We start from the raw sequence: 16293 nt of genomic DNA on the forward strand, positions 1-16293 counted from the left end.
TGACTTCCCAAAGCGGGTCGGAGGGGCGAATGCCTGTCGTTTATCTTGTCTATCCCAATGCGGGTTCCTGGTGGCTGCGCCTTGAGGAAGAGGCCGCGCCCCTGAACTTCCCGTCCCTGGACCTGGCCGAGCGCCGGGCGCGCTTCCTGGCGATCCGCCAGGACGTGCGCGGCCTGGACACCGAGATCCATGTGCTGGACGCCGGCGGCGATCTGGTCGGCGTCTGGTCGGGCGAGCGCTACACGCCGTTGGCGTCGGCCCGCGTCGCGGCCTGATCCGCAAGGCGATGCCCAAGGCCCGTCACCTGATCAATCCGCGCACCGAGGGCTTCGCCCTGGCCGCTATGCTGGGGCTTGGCCTGGCGCTGGTGGCGTTCCAGGACGTCGCCGACGACCAGAACGAGCCCGACGGCCAGGCCTCCGACTGGAAGATCCTGAAGGCCCTGCGCACGGGCGGCGATCCAAGGCGGCCTCTGGGCCCCGCCTGGGTCAAGGAAAGCCTGACCGAGGCCAGCGCCCTTGGCGGCGTCGCGGTGCTGGCCGGCGCGACGGCGGCGGTGTCGGGCGGACTGCTGATCGCAGGCAAGCGGCGCGAGGCGGCGATCCTGGCCGCCACCTTCGCCGGCGCCCTGGCGCTGAGCGAGGGCCTCAAGAACGTCTTCAAGCGCGGCCGCCCACCGGCCGAATATCGCGCCGCCGAGGCGGTCAATGAAAGCTTTCCCAGCGGCCACGCCCTGTTGTCGGCGGCGACCTTCCTGTCGCTGGGCCTGATCGTCGCCAACGCCGCCAGCGGCACGGCGCTCCGCGCCTACGCCCTGGCCTGCGCGGCGGCGGGCGCGGCCACGGTCGGCTTCAGCCGCGTCTATCTCGGCGTCCACTGGACCAACGACGTGCTGGGCGGCTGGACCGCCGGTTCGGCCTGGGCGGTGTCGTGCTGGTTGGTGGGCAGCAAGCCGCGCGACTGACTATAGGATTGTCATCCCGGGCGGAGCGCAGCGCAGACCCGGGACCGCAACAGGCTCAGCGCTTCCGGCGGTCCCGGATCCGCGCGCTGTGCGCTTGTCCGGGATGACAGATGGGAGGTTCTAGACCTTCCTGAACCGGTTTCCCTGGTTGGCCATCAGCGCCAGGGCCCAGTCGTCGGGCAGCACCTTGGCGATCGCGGCGATGGTCTTGTTGGGCGCGCCGGGGACGCAGACCGGGCGGTTGGCCTCGACGGCCTCGTAGCCGGTGGCGGCCACCTCGTCGGCGCCCATCCACAGCCACTCGGGCAGGGACTGGCTGACCTGGGCGCGGGTGCCGTTGACGTCGTGGAATTCCGAATAGGTGAAGCCCGGGCACAGGGCCGAGACGTGGACGCCGGTCGACAGGTTCTCCAGGTGCAGGCTCTGGGAGAACTTCACCAGGAAGCCCTTGGTGGCCGCATAGAGGGTGTGACCGGCCGCGCCGGGGACCAGGCCCGCCAACGAGGCGACGTTGACGATGCGGCCGAAGCGGCGCTCGACCATGCCCGGCAGCACCTTGTGGGTCAGCTCGCAGACGGCGGTCAGCATCACCTGCAGGAACTTGCCCTGGTCGCTCCAGGCGGTGGTGGCAAAGGTCCCGGGCAGGCCGTAGCCGGCGTTGTTGACCAGGGCGTCGACGACGCGGCCCTGGGCCTCGACCCCGGCCAGCACCGCCTCGACGCCGGCCGGATCGGCCAGGTCGGCGGGGATGACATAGGCCTCGACGCCGTAGCGCAGGCGGATTTCGGCGGCCAGGGCTTCCAGGCGGTCGGCGCGGCGCGCGGTCAGGGCGACGTCATAGCCATGGCTGGCCAGGATGCGGGCGAAGGCGGCCCCGATGCCGGCGGAGGCGCCGGTGACCAGGGCGAGACGGCGGGCCATGCTCAGGAGATCCAGTACGAAGCGAAACTTCGCTGCAGACCAGCACGACGGCCGATTTGGTTCAAGGAACCAGAATGGGGGAAGGGGCGCCGGGGGATCGGCGCCCCTTCGGGTCACGGCGCGAAGCGCTGCGTGACGGCTCGCTCGTCGGGGAGGGAAGGCGACGAGCCAGATTTCGTCAATGCTATCATCCCGGGCGGAGTGCAGCGCAGACCCGGGACCTCGGCAAGCTCACGTGCTTCCGGCGGTCCCGGCTCGGCGCGCTTCGCGCTTGGCCGGGATGACAATGATTTAGGCCGCTTTCTCAAGCACCGCGTCGGCGCCGTTGGCCCAGCGCAGGGCGGCCTTGGCGACGCGTTCGCCCAGCAGGCGGGCGGTCTCGCGGTCGCCTTCCGGCGGGGTGATCTCGGGCGAGGCGTTGTCGCTCTGGGCGGCGACGCCGAGGAAGGAGCCCACGCGGTTGAGGGTGTCGGGACCGCGTTCGGCCGCCGTCACGCTGGGCGGGGCGAGGCCGAGGTTTATCCAGTTCATGCCGTGCTGGGCGGCCAGGATGGTCAGGCTCTCCAGGGCGTGGCCCTTGTCGCCGGCGAAGCTGTGCGAGTTGGTGAAGCCCGCGGCCAGCTTGTCCTTCCAGGCGCCGGTGAAGAAGACGCCGGCGGTGGCGTCGGCGAACACTTTGAACACGCCCGAGACGTCGCCCATGTAGGTGGGCGCGCCGAACACGATGGCGTCGGCCTTGCCGGCTTCCTCGATGATCGGGGCGAAATCCTGCGACGCGCTTTCGATCTTCAGCAGGATCGGGGTCTGGCCGGCGTCCTTGACGCCCTGCGCGACCTTGTCGGCGAGCACGGCGGTGTGGCCGTAGCCCGAGTGGTAGATGATGGCGACCTTGGTGGTCATGACGGTGTCTCTCGATTAGAAACTGAAACGGTAGCGATTACGTAATGGGTCGTTTCGGGTTCGCCAGGGGATCGGCAACAAAGTCTGGTGCAGTTATTCTGGGGCCGGTTTCAGCGCGGCTTTCAGCGAACCGTGAAATATGCGGCGAGCGCTTGTGACAACGTTGTCTGCGTTCTATCTGGAGGGCTCTCGCACCGCAGCATGAACACCGCGCGCCGTCCCCGGATGCGTGCGCCCGGCTCGCGGCGCGCCTGCGTGAAAGGCGGCGACATGACCCAGGACCAGACCTCCAACGCGCCGCATAAGGTTCATGCGCCCGGCCTGGTGCTGGCGGCCCTGGCCCTGGGCGGCTTCGCGATCGGCACCACCGAGTTCGCCTCGATGAGTCTGCTGCCCGACTTCGCCGCCGGCCTGGGCGTCGACGCGCCGACGGCGGGTCATGCGATCAGCGCCTACGCCCTGGGCGTGGTGGTGGGCGCGCCGGTGATCGCGGTGGCCGCCGCGCGCCTGCCGCGAAGGACGATCCTGGTGGCGCTGATGGCCGTCTTCGCCCTGGGCAACCTGCTCAGCGCCCTGGCGCCCAGCTTCGGCTGGATGCTGGCCTTCCGGTTCTTCAGCGGCCTGCCGCACGGGGCCTATTTCGGCGTCGCGGCCCTGGTCGCCGCCAGCGTCTCGCCGCCCGAGAAGCGCGCCCAGTCGGTGGCCATGGTGATGATCGGCCTGACGGTGGCGACCATCGTCGGCGTGCCGCTGGCCAATGCGGTGGGCCAGTGGATCGGCTGGCGCTCGGGCTTCGTGATCGTCGCGGCCCTGGCCGCCCTCACCGCCGTCGGCGTCTGGCTGTTCGCGCCGCGCGATCCGGCCCACGCCGACGCCAGTCCGATGCGCGAGCTGGGCGCCCTGGGTCGCGGCCGCGTCTGGCTGACCCTGGCCATCGGCGCGATCGGCTTTGGCGGCATGTTCTGCGTCTACACCTACCTGGCCTCGGCCATGCGCGAGGTCACCCACGCCTCGCCGGCCATGCTGCCGGTGATGCTGGCGGTGTTCGGCGCGGGCATGACGATCGGGACCCTGGTCTGCGCCTGGGCCGCCGACCGCGCCCAGATCCCGGCCATCGGCGCGGTGCTGTTGTGGAGCGCCGCCGCCCTGGCCCTCTATCCGGTCGCCGTGACCCACCTGTGGAGCCTGTTTCCGGTGATCTTCCTGATCGGCTGCGGCGGCGGACTGGGCGCGGTGCTGCAGACCCGGCTGATGGACGTGGCCGGCGACGCCCAGACCCTGGCGGCGGCCCTGAACCACTCGGCCTTCAACACCGCCAACGCGCTGGGACCCTGGCTCGGCGGCCTGGCCATCGCGGCGGGCTATGGCTGGGCCTCGACGGGCTATGTCGGCGCGGCCCTGGCCCTGGGCGGCTTCGCGATCTGGGTGGTGGCGGCGCTCGACGCCCGGCGCCCCAGCCTGGCTCCGGCGGAGTAGGTCTAGGCGGCCGCCTCGTGCGCGCCGTTCAGCAGGTCGGCGACGGTGATCTGGCCCAGCCGCGCATGGGCCGCGGCGTCGGCGGCGGTGATCGCGGCGCGGACGGCGTCGGGGATTTTCTCGCCGACCGGGCAGCCCTTGACCCCGGGCGGGGCGACGCCGAGGTGAGCGCAGCCGTTCACGGCCCGCAGCACGACATCCAGGGTGATCTCGCGGGCGGGCTTCAGCAGCCAGGCGCCGCCATTGGCTCCCGCGCGCGCGCCGATCAGGCCGGCCTTCCCCAGCATGGCGGTCACCCGCCGCACCACGACCGGATTGGTCGGCACGGAGGCGGCCAGCTCGGCGCTCGCCACGGCGCGGTCGGCGGAAAACGCCTCCTTATGCGCCAGATAGGCGAGGGCGTGGGCCGCCACGGGAAACTTTTGGCTGTCGGACATCTCTTCAGGAACCTAAGGGCGATATGGGCGCGTTCAATCAAAAACTCGTCGTTCACTGAAATGCTTCGTAACGCCGACGTAGCGTGACGATTGAACCCGGACCAGATTGGGTGTATCGCGCCGCGCTTGATCGATATGGGCCCGCCGAGCGCATTTTGCGAGTGGGGACGCCCGGAGACATTGAATGGCTTCCGAAGCCTCAGGCGTGACCACCCCGGATTGCGCCCCCGCCTCTTCCGACATTCCCCAGCAGCATGGTCATGGCCCCAAGGGGCACGGCGTGTTCGCGCTCGCGCTCGGCTCGGTCGGAATCGTGTTCGGCGACATTGGCACCAGCCCTCTCTATGCGTTCAAGGAGGCCCTGGCCGCCGCCTCGCATGACGGGGTCGTGCGTCCCGAAATCTTCGGCGTGGTGTCGCTGGCCCTGTGGGCGCTGATCCTGGTCGTCACGATCAAGTACGTGTTCTTCATCATGCGCGCCGACAACAAGGGCGAAGGCGGCGTGCTGTCGCTGATGGCCCTGGCGCAGCACGCGATGGGCAAGCGGACCATGCTGCTGTTCGCCCTGGGCGTGGCCGGCGCGGCGCTGTTCTACGGCGATGCGGTGATCACCCCGGCGATGTCGGTGCTGTCGGCGGTCGAGGGTCTGCGGACCATTCCCGCCCTGGAGCACGGCGTCACCAACCAGGTGGTGCTGGTCATCGCCACGATCATGCTGCTGGGTCTGTTCTTCATCCAGAGCCGCGGCACGGCCACGGTCGGCAAGCTGTTCGGCCCCGTCTGCGCCCTGTGGTTCGGCGTGATGGCGGCCCTGGGCGCCCTGCACCTGGTCAAGAATCCCGAGATCCTGATGTCGATCAGCCCGCACTATGCGGTGACCTTCCTGATGCATCACGGTTTCACCGGCTTCATCGTGCTGGGCGCGGTGTTCCTGACCGTCACGGGGGCCGAGGCCCTGTCGGCCGACATGGGCCACTTCGGTCGCTGGCCGATCCAGGCGGCCTGGCTGTTCTTCGTGCTGCCCTGCCTGGTCCTGAACTATCTGGGTCAGGGCGCCTTCGCGCTGGCCACCTTCGACGCGGCCGCAAAGGCCGGCGTGCCGTTCCCCGAGCTCAACTGGTTCTTCGAGATGGCCCCCGGCGCCCTGCGTTTGCCGCTGGTGCTGCTGGCGGGCGCGGCCACGGTCATCGCCAGCCAGGCGGTGATCACCGGCGCCTTCTCGCTGACTCAGCAGGCGATCCAGCTGGGCCTGCTGCCCCGCCTGGACATTCGCCGCACGTCCGAGACCCAGTCGGGCCAGATCTTCGTGCCGCAGCTGAACACCATGCTGCTGGTCGGCGTCATGGCGATCATGTTCACCTTCCAGACCTCGTCGGCCCTGGCCCACGCCTACGGCCTGGCGGTGACCGGCACCATGTGCGTGACCACCTGCATGTCGTTCATCGTCATGCGCCGGCTGTGGAACTGGAGTCTGCCGGTGGCCCTGTGCTTCCTGGTGCCGTTCATGACGCTGGACCTGACCTTCCTCAGCGCCAACGCCCTGCGCTTCTTCACCGGCGGCTGGCTGCCCGTGCTGATCGGCGCGGCCCTGTTCCTGATCATGGCCACCTGGGTGCGCGGCTCGCAGATCCTGTCGGCCAAGACCCGTCGCGACAGCGTGCCCCTGGTCGACCTGATGGAGATCCTGCGGGCCCGCGCGCCGCACCGCGCGCCCGGCACGGCGATCTTCCTGACCTCGGACCCGGACATGACGCCCGTGGCCCTGATGCACAACCTCAAGCACAACAAGGTTCTGCACGAGCGCAACGTCATCCTGACCGTGCGCACCGGCGACACGCCGCGCATCAACGACGACGACCGGGTCAAGATCGAGAAGGTCAACGACGACTTCAAGAAGGTGGTCATCACCTACGGCTTCATGGAGAGCCCCAACCTTCCCAAGGCCCTGGCCGTCTGCCGCAAGCAGGGCCTGAAGTTCGACATCATGGCCACCAGCTTCTTCCTGGGCCGCCGCTCGATCATCCCGTCGGCCAACAGCGGCATGCCGCTGTGGCAGGACCGGCTGTACATCTTCCTGATGCGCAACGCCGCCAATCCGACCGACTTCTTCAAGATCCCGCCCGGCCGCGTGGTCGAGCTGGGCGCGCAGGTGACGGTCTAGGGTCATGAAGGCGGTTCTGGTCGTCGCCTGGCTGCTGGCGGTCGGGGCCAGCCTCTGGTTCGCCGGAGCGGCCTGGCGTCACAGCAGACCGTTCGACACCTTCCGAGCGTACAACCCGTTCGGCTCGGACTTCGAGCGGCCGCGCGCCATGGTCTGGGCGCCCGCCGGGCTGCTGGGCTTCCTCGGCGTAGGGATGCTGAGGGGCGTCGTGTTCCATGTCGCCCATCCGCCGCCGGTGTTCGTCGGGTTCGTGATCGTCTGGATGGGCGTGGTCACCTGGATGAGCTGGTCGATCGGACGCAAGCTGCGGCGCTGCCGTAAGGAAAGAACCTCATGAGCACCGCCCTCCGGGTCATCGGCGACGGCCTGTCGATCGCCGCCCTGGCCATCATCGCCTCGACGGCCATGGGCGCGTTCAAGCGCATCCCCAAGGGCGTGACCGTGCCGATGCAGTGGGGCTTCGACGGCAAGGCCACCTGGCGCGCGCCGCGCACCCTGGGCCTGTTGCTGATCCCGGTGGTCTCGATCCTGGTGATCTTCAGCTTCACCCTGTCGGGCGCGACCTTCCGGGTCGAGGGTCTGGAGGCGATGATGGTGCTGTGCGTGCGCGCCACGCTGGCCGCCGTCCTGGCCCTGGCCCAGCTGATGCACCTGCGCTTCGCCATACGGACGTTGCAGGACGAAGGCAGGCTCTAAAGCGTCTGGTCCCATTAAGACTTGACCCGCCGCCCCGGGCGCCGTTGAACGCGCCGACTCTCGTGTTTCTCTACAAGGACCCCCCGCTCATGGCCGACAAGTCCGTGAAGAAGGTCGTTCTCGCCTATTCGGGCGGTCTCGACACCTCGATCATCCTCAAGTGGCTTCAGACCGAGTACGGCGCGGAAGTCATCACCTTCACGGCCGACCTGGGCCAGGGCGAAGAGATCGAGCCGGCCCGCGCCAAGGCCCTGGCGGCCGGCGTGAAGCCCGAGAACATCTTCATCGAGGATGTGCGCGAGGAGTTCGTGCGCGACTATGTCTTCCCGATGTTCCGCGCCAACACGGTCTATGAGGGCCAGTACCTGCTGGGCACCTCGATCGCGCGTCCGCTGATCGCCAAGAAGCAGATCGAGATCGCCCGCAAGATGGGCGCCGACGCCGTCAGCCACGGCGCGACCGGCAAGGGCAACGACCAGGTCCGCTTCGAGCTCGGCTATTACGGCCTCGAGCCCGACATCACCGTGATCGCGCCCTGGCGCGAGTGGGACTTCAAGTCCCGCGAGGCCCTGCTGGACTTCGCCGAGAAGCACCAGATCCAGATCACCAAGGACAAGCGCGGCGAGGCGCCGTTCAGCGTCGACGCCAACCTGCTGCACTCCTCGTCCGAGGGTAAGGTGCTGGAAGACCCGGCGGTCGAGGCCCCCGAGTTCGTGCACATGCGCACTATCGCGCCCGAAGACGCGCCCGATAAGCCGCACGTCTTCACGATCGACTTCGAGAAGGGCGACCCGGTCGCCATCGACGGCGTGGCCCTGTCGCCCGCCGCCCTGCTGACCAAGCTCAACGAGCTGGGCCGCGACAACGGCGTGGGTCGCCTGGACCTGGTCGAGAACCGCTTCGTCGGCATGAAGTCGCGCGGCGTGTACGAGACCCCGGGCGGCACCATCCTGCTGGCCGCCCACCGCGGCATCGAGAGCATCACGCTGGATCGCGGCGCCATGCACCTGAAGGACGAGCTGATGCCGAAGTACGCATCGCTGGTCTACAACGGTTTCTGGTTCTCGCCCGAGCGCGAGATGCTGCAGGCGGCGATCGACTACAGCCAGACCAAGGTGACCGGCCAGGTTCGCGTCAAGCTCTACAAGGGCAATGTCTCGATCATCGGCCGCACCAGCCAATACAGCCTCTACGACCAGGACCTGGTGACGTTCGAGGAAGGCAAGGTCGCCTACGACCACCGCGACGCCGGCGGCTTCATCAAGCTCAACGCCCTGCGCCTGCGCGTCCTGGCCAAGCGCGACAAGCGCGGCTAGGCGGACGAACTGCCGCCCCGGCCTGCCCAGATGGCAAGGTCGGGGCTCACCTATCGGTTGTTGGTGCGTTCTCTGTCCATACGTAGTATAGGTGGGTGATCGGAGCGCTATACCGTGGCACGCGAACTCAGAGAAAAGATTGCACTACCCGGCGGTCAAGATCGCGTTCGGGAAGCCATTCTCTATGTTGCTTGGGAATGCAAAAACGCCACGCGATTTGGTCAGACTAAGCTCCACAAAATTCTGTGGCGAGCTGACTTCCAGGCTTTTGCCGCACGGGGCGTTCCTGTCACCGGGCGAAAATATCAAAGGCTACCTCAAGGCCCTTGTCTCCATGAGATGGTGCCAGTTCAAGCTGATATGATTGCCGCAGGCTTGATCCATCACAGTGTATCTGATTTGGGAAATGGTTTCACTGAAGAGCGGGTCGTTCCTTACTATAAGCCTATTCAGACGCTCTTGTCTGACGCCGACTTGTTTTATCTCGACGCCGCAATATTTCACTACTGGGATAAGACTGCTCGAGAGACTAGCGATGAGTCCCATGGCGTCATCTGGAAAACTCACGGTGATAGGCAGGCGCTGCCTTACGAGCTCGCCTTACTTACAGATCAAGAGCCGGCAGATGAGCAGCTTCGTCGTCTAGAAATCCTCGGGCAGCAGCGGCGCTGGCAAAGCGCTTAATGCGAAATATTATTGAGGAAGACAGTTTCCAAGACGCTGTAGTGCTAGTTGGCGGCGCTCAACTTGTCGACTTGGCGCTAAATTCTATCATCCACGGGCTCATGCGGAACCCGTATGGTTACGCTTTGCACGAGAACCAATTTACGTCCTTTCGGTATGCCATAACGCGTGCAGTTACGTGGGCCGAACCCCACATTCCGCCGCTCATCGTCACCTTCACAATTTCAGAGCTCGGAGACGTGCACCTGCAGCACGTCGAAATCTATGAGCCATGACATCGCGCACGCGATTTTCTAGTGGCGTGTTCGCCTGCTAGATCCGGTTGTACGGATAGCGATCCCGGATCATGCGCTGGAAGAACCGGCCCTTGGAGGCCGAGCGCAGGAAGGCGTTGCTGAGCCGCTCGGGCACGCCGACATAGACGTATTCGTCGCCGTCGTTGAACGTGACGAAAAGCTTGCCGTGTTCGGGATTGTAGTCGATCTCGGCGATCGCCGTTGAGTTCACTCGCATGGGCCTGGGCTCCGCGGGGATGAGGATCGTTACCGGAACTAGCGTCCACGGACGATGTCGGTTCCAGAACGATGTTCGGCGGTGGGATGCGAATCCCCTGAACCCGTCTAAGCTCGGCCGCTTCAAGACCCGCGGAACGGGTCGAAGGGGAGACACACATGCATCCGCATTCCTGGGTCGCGATCGTCACGCTGGTCGCCTTGCTGGTCTATATCTGGATGATGTTCCGGGTCGGCGCCGCGCGGGGCAAGAGCGGCATCGCCGCTCCGGCCATGACCGGCGATCCGGAGCTGGAGCGCCATATCCGCGTCCACGCCAACACGCTGGAAAGCCTGCCGATCTTCCTGCCGTCGCTATGGCTGTTCGCGATCTACTGGAATGACATGGTCGCCGCCATCCTGGGCGCGGTCTGGATCGTCGGGCGGATCATCTACGCCCTGGGCTACGCCGCCGCCGCCAACAAGCGCTCGATCGGCTTCATGATCCAGTTCGTGGCGACCGTGATCCTGCTGCTGGGCGCCCTGGGACGGGTCATCTGGATGCTGGTGGTCGTCGGGGCCTGATCCGGCGCTTTTCGACGGGCGGGACGTGACCTAAACAGCTTGGCTATGATCCTGCCCGTCGATCCCGCCCGCTACGGCGCCTTCTTGGTCGCCATGTTCGTGATGGCCATCACCCCGGGGCCCGCCAACCTGTTCGCCATCGCCACCGGCATGGAGAAGGGCAAGGGCGCGGCCCTGCTCGGCGTGCTCGGCATGAACAGCGGCACCTTGCTGTGGTTCGGCGCGTCGGCCCTGGGGCTGGGCGCGCTGATCCTGGCCTTCCCGGCCGCCTTTCACCTGCTGGCCCTGGCGGGGGCGGCCTATCTGGTCTGGCTGGGCGGCAAGTCGATCTGGGCCGGAATCAAGAACGCCGAGAGCCACGCGACGGCCACCGTGCGCGGCGGCCGTTCGGCCTTCGTCGACGGCTTCATGGTGCAGATCGCCAATCCCAAGATCCTGCTGTTCTTCGGCGCGGTGCTGCCGCCGTTCATCGACGTCCAGCGGCCCCTGGTCCCGCAGCTGATCATGTTCGCCTGCGCCACCATCGGCATGGACCTGATCAGCATGAGCGCCTACGGCCTGGGCGGGGCGGCCCTGTCGACGCGGATGAACGAACCGGCGTTTCGGCGCGGCTTCGCCTTCCTCGTCGGAATCCTTCTCATCTCCGCGGCGATCCTGATCGTATCTAGGGGGTGACGGCGGCGTTGATTTCAGCGCCGCAATCGAACGAGCCTTGGCGAAACCACAAACCCTCGCCAGAGTTAGATCCTAAAGACCACGACTCCGCGCCGAGGAGCGCCATGATGTCCCTTAAAAAGCTTGCCCTCGTCGGGGCCCTGGCCCTGACCGCCGGCCTTTCGGCCTGCGCCACCCCCACGCCCTATCAGCCCAAGGCCGTGTCCGGCTCGACCACCGGCGGCTTCTCCGAACAGCGCCTGGAAGCCGACCGCTATCGGGTCGCCTTCAACGGCAACAGCCTGACCTCGCGCGAGACCGTCGAGCGCTATCTGCTGTACCGGGCCGCCGAGCTGACCACCCAGCAGGGTTACGACTGGTTCGAGACCGCCGACCGCCGCACCGACCGCACGGCCCGCACCGTGGTCGACGCCGATCCGTTCGCGCGTCCGGGCTTCGGCTACGGCTATCCCTATGGCTACTGGCGTCCGTCCTGGCGCTATGCCGGCCCGGGCTATGGCTGGCGCAGCTGGGACCCCTTCTGGGGTGACCCCTTCTTCACCGACCGCGCCCAGGTGCGGACCATCGAGCGCTTCGAGGCCGGCGCCGAGATCGTCCTGCACAAGGGCAAGAAGCCCGAAGGCGACCCCCGCGCCTACGACGCCCGCGAGATCATGGCCAACCTGGCCTCCAGCATCGTTCTGCCGGCGCCGAAGAAGTAGAAATATCGCCCTTCCCCCTTGATGAGGGAAGGGTCGGGGATGGGGGTGATGCGGCGGTTCAGCTGCACGGCCGAGGTCACCCCACCCAACCCTCCCCCATCGAGGGGGAGGGCTTTTTTATGCCTAGCGCGGCGCCATGCGGATGCCGCCGTCGAGGCGCACATCCTCGCCGTTGAAATAGTCGTTGGTGATCATCGTCAGGGCCAGGTGCGCGTATTCTTCCGGGTTGCCCAGGCGCTTGGGGAACGGCACGGACGCGGCCAGGCCGGCTTTCACCGCCTCGGGCGCGCCGTTCATCAGCGGGGTGTTGAAGATGCCCGGCAGGATGCAGTTGACGCGGATGCCTTCGCTCATCAGGTCGCGGGCGATCGGCAGAGTCATGCCCACGACGCCGCCCTTGGACGCCGAATAGGCCGCCTGGCCCATCTGGCCGTCTTCCGCCGCCACCGAGGCGGTGTTGACGATCGCGCCGCGCAGGCCGTCTTCCAGCGGCTCCAGGTCCAGCATGCCCTTGGCCGACTTGGCGATGCAGCGGAACGTGCCGACCAGGTTGATCTGGATGATGCGGTCGAAGGCGTCGAGCGGGAAGTGCTTGGTCTCGCCGGTGGCCTTGTCGCGGCCGGCGGTCTTGGCCGCGTTGCCGGTGCCGGCGCAGTTGACCAGGATGCGCTCCTGGCCGTGGGCGGCGCGGGCCTTCTCGAAGCCGGCGTCGACATCGGCGTCGGACGTCACGTTGACCTTGCAGAACACGCCGCCAATCTCCTTGGCGACCTCTTCGCCGCGCGCCTCGTTCATGTCGAACAGGGCGACCTTGACGCCTTGCGCCGCCAGGGCGCGGGCGGTGGCCTCGCCGAGGCCCGAAGCGCCCCCGGTGACGACGGCGGCGACTGAGTTGTCGAGTTTCATGGACGTTCCCTCACGGTATGCGTTTAAGTTCGCTGTTGAACAGGGTGTAAACCGATGAGCGCCGACGCCAAACCGTCCCCCGACGTCAACCAGATCCTGGATCCGTCCAAGGCCCTGGTTCCGGCGACGGTCAAGTTGAACGAGGAGCGGGTGGCGCGGGGGTTCCTGCCCAAGATCCGCAAGGTCGCCGCCAAGATCCCGTTCGCCGACGACGTCCTGTCGGTGTGGTGGTGCGCGAGAGACCCCACCACGCCGCCCGCCGCCAAGGGCATGATGATGGCGGCCCTGGCCTATTTCGTCCTGCCTACGGACGTCATTCCCGACATCCTGCCGGCCCTGGGCCTGACCGACGACGCCGCGGTGATCGCCGCCGTCATCGCCATCGTCGGCCGCAGCCTCAAGCCGCGCCACAAGGAAGCGGCCCAGGCGTTCCTGGCCAAGCTCTCCGCCGATGACTGAACCCTGGCTGTGGGGCCTGTCGGGCGCCACGGCCCTGGCCTATGGCCTGGTGTTCAGCGCCCGGCCGCCCTCGGCCCTGCGGACCCTGATCAAGTGCTGCGCCGTCGGAGCCCTGGCGGTCATCGCCTATCTGGACGGCGGCAGCGTGCTGCTGGCCATCGCTCTCGCCCTATGCACGGTCGGCGACGCCTTCCTGGCCGGCGATCCTAAGCGCTGGCTGCCGCTGGGCCTGGCGGCCTTTCTGGCGGGCCATGTCGTCTATGTCCCGCTGATGGGCCAGCACGGTGCCTCGCCCGACACCCGCTTCTGGATCTGCCTGCTGGCGGTGCTGGTCGCGGCGGGCTGGATGCTGCGCCAGCTGTGGTCGTCGCTGGGGGCGCTGCGCCTGCCGGTGATCGCCTATGTGGTCGCCATCGTCTGCATGGTCACCAGCGGCCTGTTGCTGCCGCCGCGCTTCTGGCCGGCGACGACGGGGGCCGTGGCGTTCATGGCGTCCGACGCCATCCTGTCGTTCGATCTCTTCAAGCAGGTCAAGCTGGCGGGCTCGCCGCGCCTGACCGCCTGGGCGGTGTGGTTTCTCTATTGGGGCGGCCAGGTCGGCATCTGCTGGGGCATGCTGGGGGCCTAGCGGATCGTCGCCGCGGGACCGGCGTTGTCTGACTCATGAACCAGGCCAGCCCCGATCACCCCGACAGCACCAACGACGAGGCGCTGGACGGCCATGTCGCGGACTCCGTGGAGTCGCTGGCCGAGCTGCACCGCGAACATCATGCCGGATCGTCCGGCCTGCAGAACGCCATCGACGGGGTCACCGACCTGCTGGGCCGGCCGGCTTCCGCCCTGGCCCTGGCGGTCGCAGCGGCGCTGTGGATCGTCCTGGCCATTCGATCGGGCGGCGGCGTCGAGGGCCCCGCCTTCTTCTGGCTGGAGCTGGGCGCCACCCTGGCGGCCCTGTTCATCGCGGTGCTGATCCTGGTCACCCAGCGGCGGGAGAACCAGCTGTCGGACCGGCGCGCGCAACTGACCCTGGAAATGGCCATCCTGGCTGACAAGAAGACCGCCAAGGTCATCGAGCTGCTGGAGGACCTGCGCCGCGACGCACCGTCGATCCGCGACCGGGTCGACAGCGAGACCGACGCCATGCGCAAGCCCGCCGACCCTCGCGAGGTGCTCGACGCCATCAAGGCCAAGGACCCCAAGTCCGACGACTAGGGGCGGCCCGCTACCAGTACTTCTCCATGATCTCCCGCGCCCAGTCGGGCTCGCGGTGGTCGCCGCGCGGGGCGAAGCCGCTCATCACCGGCTTGATGTCCAGCACCGGCGTGCCGTTGATGGCGTCCAGGCCTTGGACCTCCAGGGACAGGCCATCGACCGCCACGATGGAGCAGACCGTCACCCCGATGCGGTTGGGCCGGTTCTTGCCGCGCTGGGCGAAGATGCCGACCTTGGGCCAGTCCTTGTTGCCGCGCGGATGGCGGGCGCCGGTGACGATCTGCTCGGGCGTGACCTTGTCGAAGACATAGACCACCTCGGCGTGACTGAAGGCCTCCAGGCCCGCCAGCGCTTCGGCGTCGAACTGCTCTGGGTCCAGAACGATCCGCGCCCGGGTGCCGCCCCAGTCGTCGTCCTCGGGGACGTCGCGGCCGCCCTGCACCCGGCCAATCGGCGTCATCGTGATGGTCATGGCTTCCTCCCGCCTTTTCTTGGCGCGGAAGATACCCATACTCTCGGTCATGCTTGAAGCTTTGCTGCGTAAGATGATCAAGACCGGCGACCTCACCGCGCATCTGCCCGGTGGTCGCGTTCTGAAGGCGGGGGATGGCACGGGGCCGCCCGTGGTGATGCGGCTCAACGCCAAGGGCCTGCGCAAGCTGGTGTCCAATCCCGGCCTGGGTCTCGGCGAAGGCTATATGGACGGCGACATCGTGCTGGAGCAGGGCACGATGTGGGACCTCCTGGAGATCGTCGGCAAGGGCGGCTCGCGCGGCCTGAAGGGACGGGGCTCGTGGACCAGCCGGGTGCGCAAGGCGATCAAGCGCCGCGTCCAGCAGATGAACGATCGCGTCGCCTCGCGCCGCAACGTCGCCCATCACTACGACGTCTCCAACGCCCTCTATAAGCGCTTCCTCGACATGGACATGCAGTACAGCTGCGCCTATTTCGAGCGGCCGGACATGACGCTGGAAGAGGCCCAGGTCGCCAAGAAGGCCCATATCGGCAAGAAGCTGCTGATCCAGCCGGGTATGAAGACCCTGGACATCGGTTCGGGCTGGGGCGGTCTGTCGATGACCCTGGCCAAGGACTTCGGAGCCAAGATGACGGGTGTGACCCTGTCGACCGAGCAGCTGTCCCTGGCCCGAGAGCGCGTCGCCGAGGCGGGGCTGCAGGATCAGGTCGAGTTCCGCCTCACCGACTATCGCGACCTTGATGAGACCTTCGACCGCATCGTCTCGGTGGGCATGCTCGAGCACGTCGGCGCGCCGCAGTTCGCCACCTATTTCCAGACGATCAAGCGGCTGCTGAACGACGACGGCGTGGCGATGATCCACTCGATCGGCCGGGCGTCCGGCCCGGGCGCGACCAACGCCTTCACCAACAAGTACATCTTCCCGGGCGGCTACATCCCGGGCCTGTCGGAGATCGTCAAGGCGATCGAGGACGCGGGACTGTGGATCACCGACATCGAGATCCTGCGCCTGCACTACGCCGAGACGCTGAAGCACTGGCGGCTGCGGTTCATGGCCGATCCGGAGATCCCGGCCATGTTCGACGCCCGCTTCCGGCGACTGTGGGAGTTCTACCTGGCCGGCGCCGAGATGGGCTTCCGCCACGGCGGGCACATGGTCTTCCAGATCCAGCTGGCCAAGAAGCGCGATGGCGCGCCGCTGACGCGGGACTACATGGCGGCTCCGGCAAACTGA

Annotated in this window: 21 protein-coding genes; 15 read left to right on the top strand and 6 right to left on the bottom strand. The window is 67.3% G+C overall.

What is annotated here, in order from left to right; all coding sequences use genetic code 11:
• The first annotated feature begins 29 nt into the window (after window positions 1-29).
• Both AC1RUS_RS14155 and AC1RUS_RS14160 read left to right on the top strand, forming a co-directional pair.
• Window positions 30-275, top strand: a complete 246-nt coding sequence (locus AC1RUS_RS14155) for a hypothetical protein (protein WP_492917173.1) — start codon at window positions 30-32, stop codon at window positions 273-275.
• An 11-nt stretch (window positions 276-286) separates the two neighbouring features.
• Window positions 287-964 (top strand): phosphatase PAP2 family protein, encoded by a 678-nt coding sequence (locus tag AC1RUS_RS14160; RefSeq protein WP_492917175.1) that lies wholly within the window; start codon window positions 287-289, stop codon window positions 962-964.
• A gap of 120 nt (window positions 965-1084) precedes the next feature.
• Here AC1RUS_RS14160 and AC1RUS_RS14165 read toward each other — a convergent pair whose 3' ends face one another.
• Together AC1RUS_RS14165 and AC1RUS_RS14170 are read right to left on the bottom strand one after the other, a co-directional pair.
• Entirely contained in the window at window positions 1085-1885 is an 801-nt protein-coding gene (locus tag AC1RUS_RS14165; RefSeq protein WP_492917177.1) for an SDR family NAD(P)-dependent oxidoreductase, read from the bottom strand.
• Window positions 1886-2176: 291 nt separating this feature from the next.
• Window positions 2177-2785 (bottom strand): flavodoxin family protein, encoded by a 609-nt coding sequence (locus AC1RUS_RS14170; protein ID WP_492917179.1) that lies wholly within the window; start codon window positions 2783-2785, stop codon window positions 2177-2179.
• Window positions 2786-3055: 270 nt separating this feature from the next.
• Here AC1RUS_RS14170 and AC1RUS_RS14175 point away from each other — a divergent pair, with 270 nt between their 5' ends.
• Complete coding sequence (locus tag AC1RUS_RS14175; RefSeq protein ID WP_492917181.1) at window positions 3056-4261, top strand: MFS transporter; 1206 nt, start codon at window positions 3056-3058, stop codon at window positions 4259-4261.
• Window positions 4262-4263: 2 nt separating this feature from the next.
• On the opposite strand, the gene AC1RUS_RS14180 is transcribed toward AC1RUS_RS14175, so the two are convergent.
• A complete protein-coding gene (locus AC1RUS_RS14180; protein ID WP_492917183.1) occupies window positions 4264-4698 on the bottom strand; it encodes an Rrf2 family transcriptional regulator in 435 nt (144 codons plus the stop codon).
• Window positions 4699-4882: 184 nt separating this feature from the next.
• Between AC1RUS_RS14180 and AC1RUS_RS14185 the strand changes: the two genes are divergently transcribed.
• The 5 genes from AC1RUS_RS14185 (at window position 4883) to AC1RUS_RS14205 (ending at window position 9555) form a co-directional block, all read left to right on the top strand.
• Entirely contained in the window at window positions 4883-6859 is a 1977-nt protein-coding gene (locus AC1RUS_RS14185) for a potassium transporter Kup (RefSeq protein WP_492917185.1), read from the top strand.
• Between the two features lie 4 nt (window positions 6860-6863).
• Window positions 6864-7196: a hypothetical protein gene (locus tag AC1RUS_RS14190; protein WP_492917187.1), complete on the top strand. Its 333-nt coding sequence runs from the start codon at window positions 6864-6866 to the stop codon at window positions 7194-7196.
• A complete protein-coding gene (locus tag AC1RUS_RS14195) occupies window positions 7193-7555 on the top strand; it encodes a hypothetical protein (protein WP_492917189.1) in 363 nt (120 codons plus the stop codon). The genes AC1RUS_RS14190 and AC1RUS_RS14195 overlap by 4 nt, the downstream gene beginning before the upstream one ends.
• A gap of 89 nt (window positions 7556-7644) precedes the next feature.
• Window positions 7645-8871, top strand: coding sequence for an argininosuccinate synthase (locus AC1RUS_RS14200; protein WP_492917191.1), 1227 nt, complete (start codon window positions 7645-7647; stop codon window positions 8869-8871).
• Window positions 8872-8985: 114 nt separating this feature from the next.
• Window positions 8986-9555, top strand: coding sequence for a Panacea domain-containing protein (locus AC1RUS_RS14205; RefSeq protein ID WP_492917193.1), 570 nt, complete (start codon window positions 8986-8988; stop codon window positions 9553-9555).
• Between the two features lie 312 nt (window positions 9556-9867).
• On the opposite strand, the gene AC1RUS_RS14210 is transcribed toward AC1RUS_RS14205, so the two are convergent.
• Complete coding sequence (locus AC1RUS_RS14210) at window positions 9868-10068, bottom strand: KTSC domain-containing protein (protein ID WP_492917195.1); 201 nt, start codon at window positions 10066-10068, stop codon at window positions 9868-9870.
• Between the two features lie 158 nt (window positions 10069-10226).
• Between AC1RUS_RS14210 and AC1RUS_RS14215 the strand changes: the two genes are divergently transcribed.
• From AC1RUS_RS14215 to AC1RUS_RS14225, 3 genes are all read left to right on the top strand, one after another.
• Window positions 10227-10631: an MAPEG family protein gene (locus AC1RUS_RS14215; RefSeq protein ID WP_492917197.1), complete on the top strand. Its 405-nt coding sequence runs from the start codon at window positions 10227-10229 to the stop codon at window positions 10629-10631.
• A 45-nt stretch (window positions 10632-10676) separates the two neighbouring features.
• A complete protein-coding gene (locus tag AC1RUS_RS14220) occupies window positions 10677-11306 on the top strand; it encodes a LysE family translocator (RefSeq protein WP_492917199.1) in 630 nt (209 codons plus the stop codon).
• Between the two features lie 107 nt (window positions 11307-11413).
• On the top strand, window positions 11414-12007 hold the full coding sequence (locus tag AC1RUS_RS14225; protein ID WP_492917201.1) for a CC0125/CC1285 family lipoprotein: 594 nt from the start codon (window positions 11414-11416) through the stop codon (window positions 12005-12007).
• Between the two features lie 123 nt (window positions 12008-12130).
• Here AC1RUS_RS14225 and AC1RUS_RS14230 read toward each other — a convergent pair whose 3' ends face one another.
• Entirely contained in the window at window positions 12131-12913 is a 783-nt protein-coding gene (locus AC1RUS_RS14230) for an SDR family NAD(P)-dependent oxidoreductase (protein ID WP_492917203.1), read from the bottom strand.
• Window positions 12914-12967: 54 nt separating this feature from the next.
• On the opposite strand from AC1RUS_RS14230, the gene AC1RUS_RS14235 reads away from it, so the two are divergent.
• Genes AC1RUS_RS14235 through AC1RUS_RS14245 form a run of 3 tightly spaced genes read left to right on the top strand, consistent with a single transcriptional unit; the run spans window position 12968 to window position 14584 of the window.
• The gene (locus AC1RUS_RS14235; RefSeq protein ID WP_492917205.1) at window positions 12968-13372 is read left to right on the top strand and encodes a YkvA family protein; all 405 of its coding nucleotides are present in this window, start codon (window positions 12968-12970) and stop codon (window positions 13370-13372) included.
• A complete protein-coding gene (locus AC1RUS_RS14240; protein ID WP_492917207.1) occupies window positions 13365-14000 on the top strand; it encodes a lysoplasmalogenase in 636 nt (211 codons plus the stop codon). Before AC1RUS_RS14235 ends, AC1RUS_RS14240 begins: the two co-directional genes overlap by 8 nt.
• 35 nt (window positions 14001-14035) lie before the next feature.
• Window positions 14036-14584: a DUF1003 domain-containing protein gene (locus AC1RUS_RS14245; RefSeq protein ID WP_492917209.1), complete on the top strand. Its 549-nt coding sequence runs from the start codon at window positions 14036-14038 to the stop codon at window positions 14582-14584.
• Window positions 14585-14594: 10 nt separating this feature from the next.
• Here the strand turns inward: AC1RUS_RS14245 and AC1RUS_RS14250 are convergent, their stop codons facing one another.
• Window positions 14595-15056 (bottom strand): SAM-dependent methyltransferase, encoded by a 462-nt coding sequence (locus tag AC1RUS_RS14250; RefSeq protein ID WP_492917211.1) that lies wholly within the window; start codon window positions 15054-15056, stop codon window positions 14595-14597.
• Window positions 15057-15105: 49 nt separating this feature from the next.
• Between AC1RUS_RS14250 and AC1RUS_RS14255 the strand changes: the two genes are divergently transcribed.
• Entirely contained in the window at window positions 15106-16293 is a 1188-nt protein-coding gene (locus tag AC1RUS_RS14255; protein ID WP_492917213.1) for a class I SAM-dependent methyltransferase, read from the top strand.

It is taken from the genome of Caulobacter sp. GW821-FHT10F06 (assembly GCF_058809215.1).

Bases quoted from the DNA above. Each gene is read 5' to 3' on its own strand.
- AC1RUS_RS14230 (WP_492917203.1), bottom strand. From the start codon at position 12,913: ATGAAACTCGACAACTCAGTCGCCGCCGTCGTCACCGGGGGCGCTTCG.
- AC1RUS_RS14235 (WP_492917205.1), top strand. From the start codon at position 12,968: ATGAGCGCCGACGCCAAACCGTCCCCCGACGTCAACCAGATCCTGGAT.
- AC1RUS_RS14210 (WP_492917195.1), bottom strand. From the start codon at position 10,068: ATGCGAGTGAACTCAACGGCGATCGCCGAGATCGACTACAATCCCGAA.
- AC1RUS_RS14170 (WP_492917179.1), bottom strand. From the start codon at position 2,785: ATGACCACCAAGGTCGCCATCATCTACCACTCGGGCTACGGCCACACC.
- AC1RUS_RS14165 (WP_492917177.1), bottom strand. From the start codon at position 1,885: ATGGCCCGCCGTCTCGCCCTGGTCACCGGCGCCTCCGCCGGCATCGGG.
- AC1RUS_RS14175 (WP_492917181.1), top strand. From the start codon at position 3,056: ATGACCCAGGACCAGACCTCCAACGCGCCGCATAAGGTTCATGCGCCC.
- AC1RUS_RS14160 (WP_492917175.1), top strand. From the start codon at position 287: ATGCCCAAGGCCCGTCACCTGATCAATCCGCGCACCGAGGGCTTCGCC.
- AC1RUS_RS14250 (WP_492917211.1), bottom strand. From the start codon at position 15,056: ATGACCATCACGATGACGCCGATTGGCCGGGTGCAGGGCGGCCGCGAC.
- AC1RUS_RS14190 (WP_492917187.1), top strand. From the start codon at position 6,864: ATGAAGGCGGTTCTGGTCGTCGCCTGGCTGCTGGCGGTCGGGGCCAGC.
- AC1RUS_RS14155 (WP_492917173.1), top strand. From the start codon at position 30: ATGCCTGTCGTTTATCTTGTCTATCCCAATGCGGGTTCCTGGTGGCTG.
- AC1RUS_RS14240 (WP_492917207.1), top strand. From the start codon at position 13,365: ATGACTGAACCCTGGCTGTGGGGCCTGTCGGGCGCCACGGCCCTGGCC.
- AC1RUS_RS14255 (WP_492917213.1), top strand. From the start codon at position 15,106: ATGCTTGAAGCTTTGCTGCGTAAGATGATCAAGACCGGCGACCTCACC.
- AC1RUS_RS14195 (WP_492917189.1), top strand. From the start codon at position 7,193: ATGAGCACCGCCCTCCGGGTCATCGGCGACGGCCTGTCGATCGCCGCC.
- AC1RUS_RS14215 (WP_492917197.1), top strand. From the start codon at position 10,227: ATGCATCCGCATTCCTGGGTCGCGATCGTCACGCTGGTCGCCTTGCTG.
- AC1RUS_RS14180 (WP_492917183.1), bottom strand. From the start codon at position 4,698: ATGTCCGACAGCCAAAAGTTTCCCGTGGCGGCCCACGCCCTCGCCTAT.
- AC1RUS_RS14245 (WP_492917209.1), top strand. From the start codon at position 14,036: ATGAACCAGGCCAGCCCCGATCACCCCGACAGCACCAACGACGAGGCG.
- AC1RUS_RS14185 (WP_492917185.1), top strand. From the start codon at position 4,883: ATGGCTTCCGAAGCCTCAGGCGTGACCACCCCGGATTGCGCCCCCGCC.
- AC1RUS_RS14200 (WP_492917191.1), top strand. From the start codon at position 7,645: ATGGCCGACAAGTCCGTGAAGAAGGTCGTTCTCGCCTATTCGGGCGGT.
- AC1RUS_RS14225 (WP_492917201.1), top strand. From the start codon at position 11,414: ATGTCCCTTAAAAAGCTTGCCCTCGTCGGGGCCCTGGCCCTGACCGCC.
- AC1RUS_RS14220 (WP_492917199.1), top strand. From the start codon at position 10,677: ATGATCCTGCCCGTCGATCCCGCCCGCTACGGCGCCTTCTTGGTCGCC.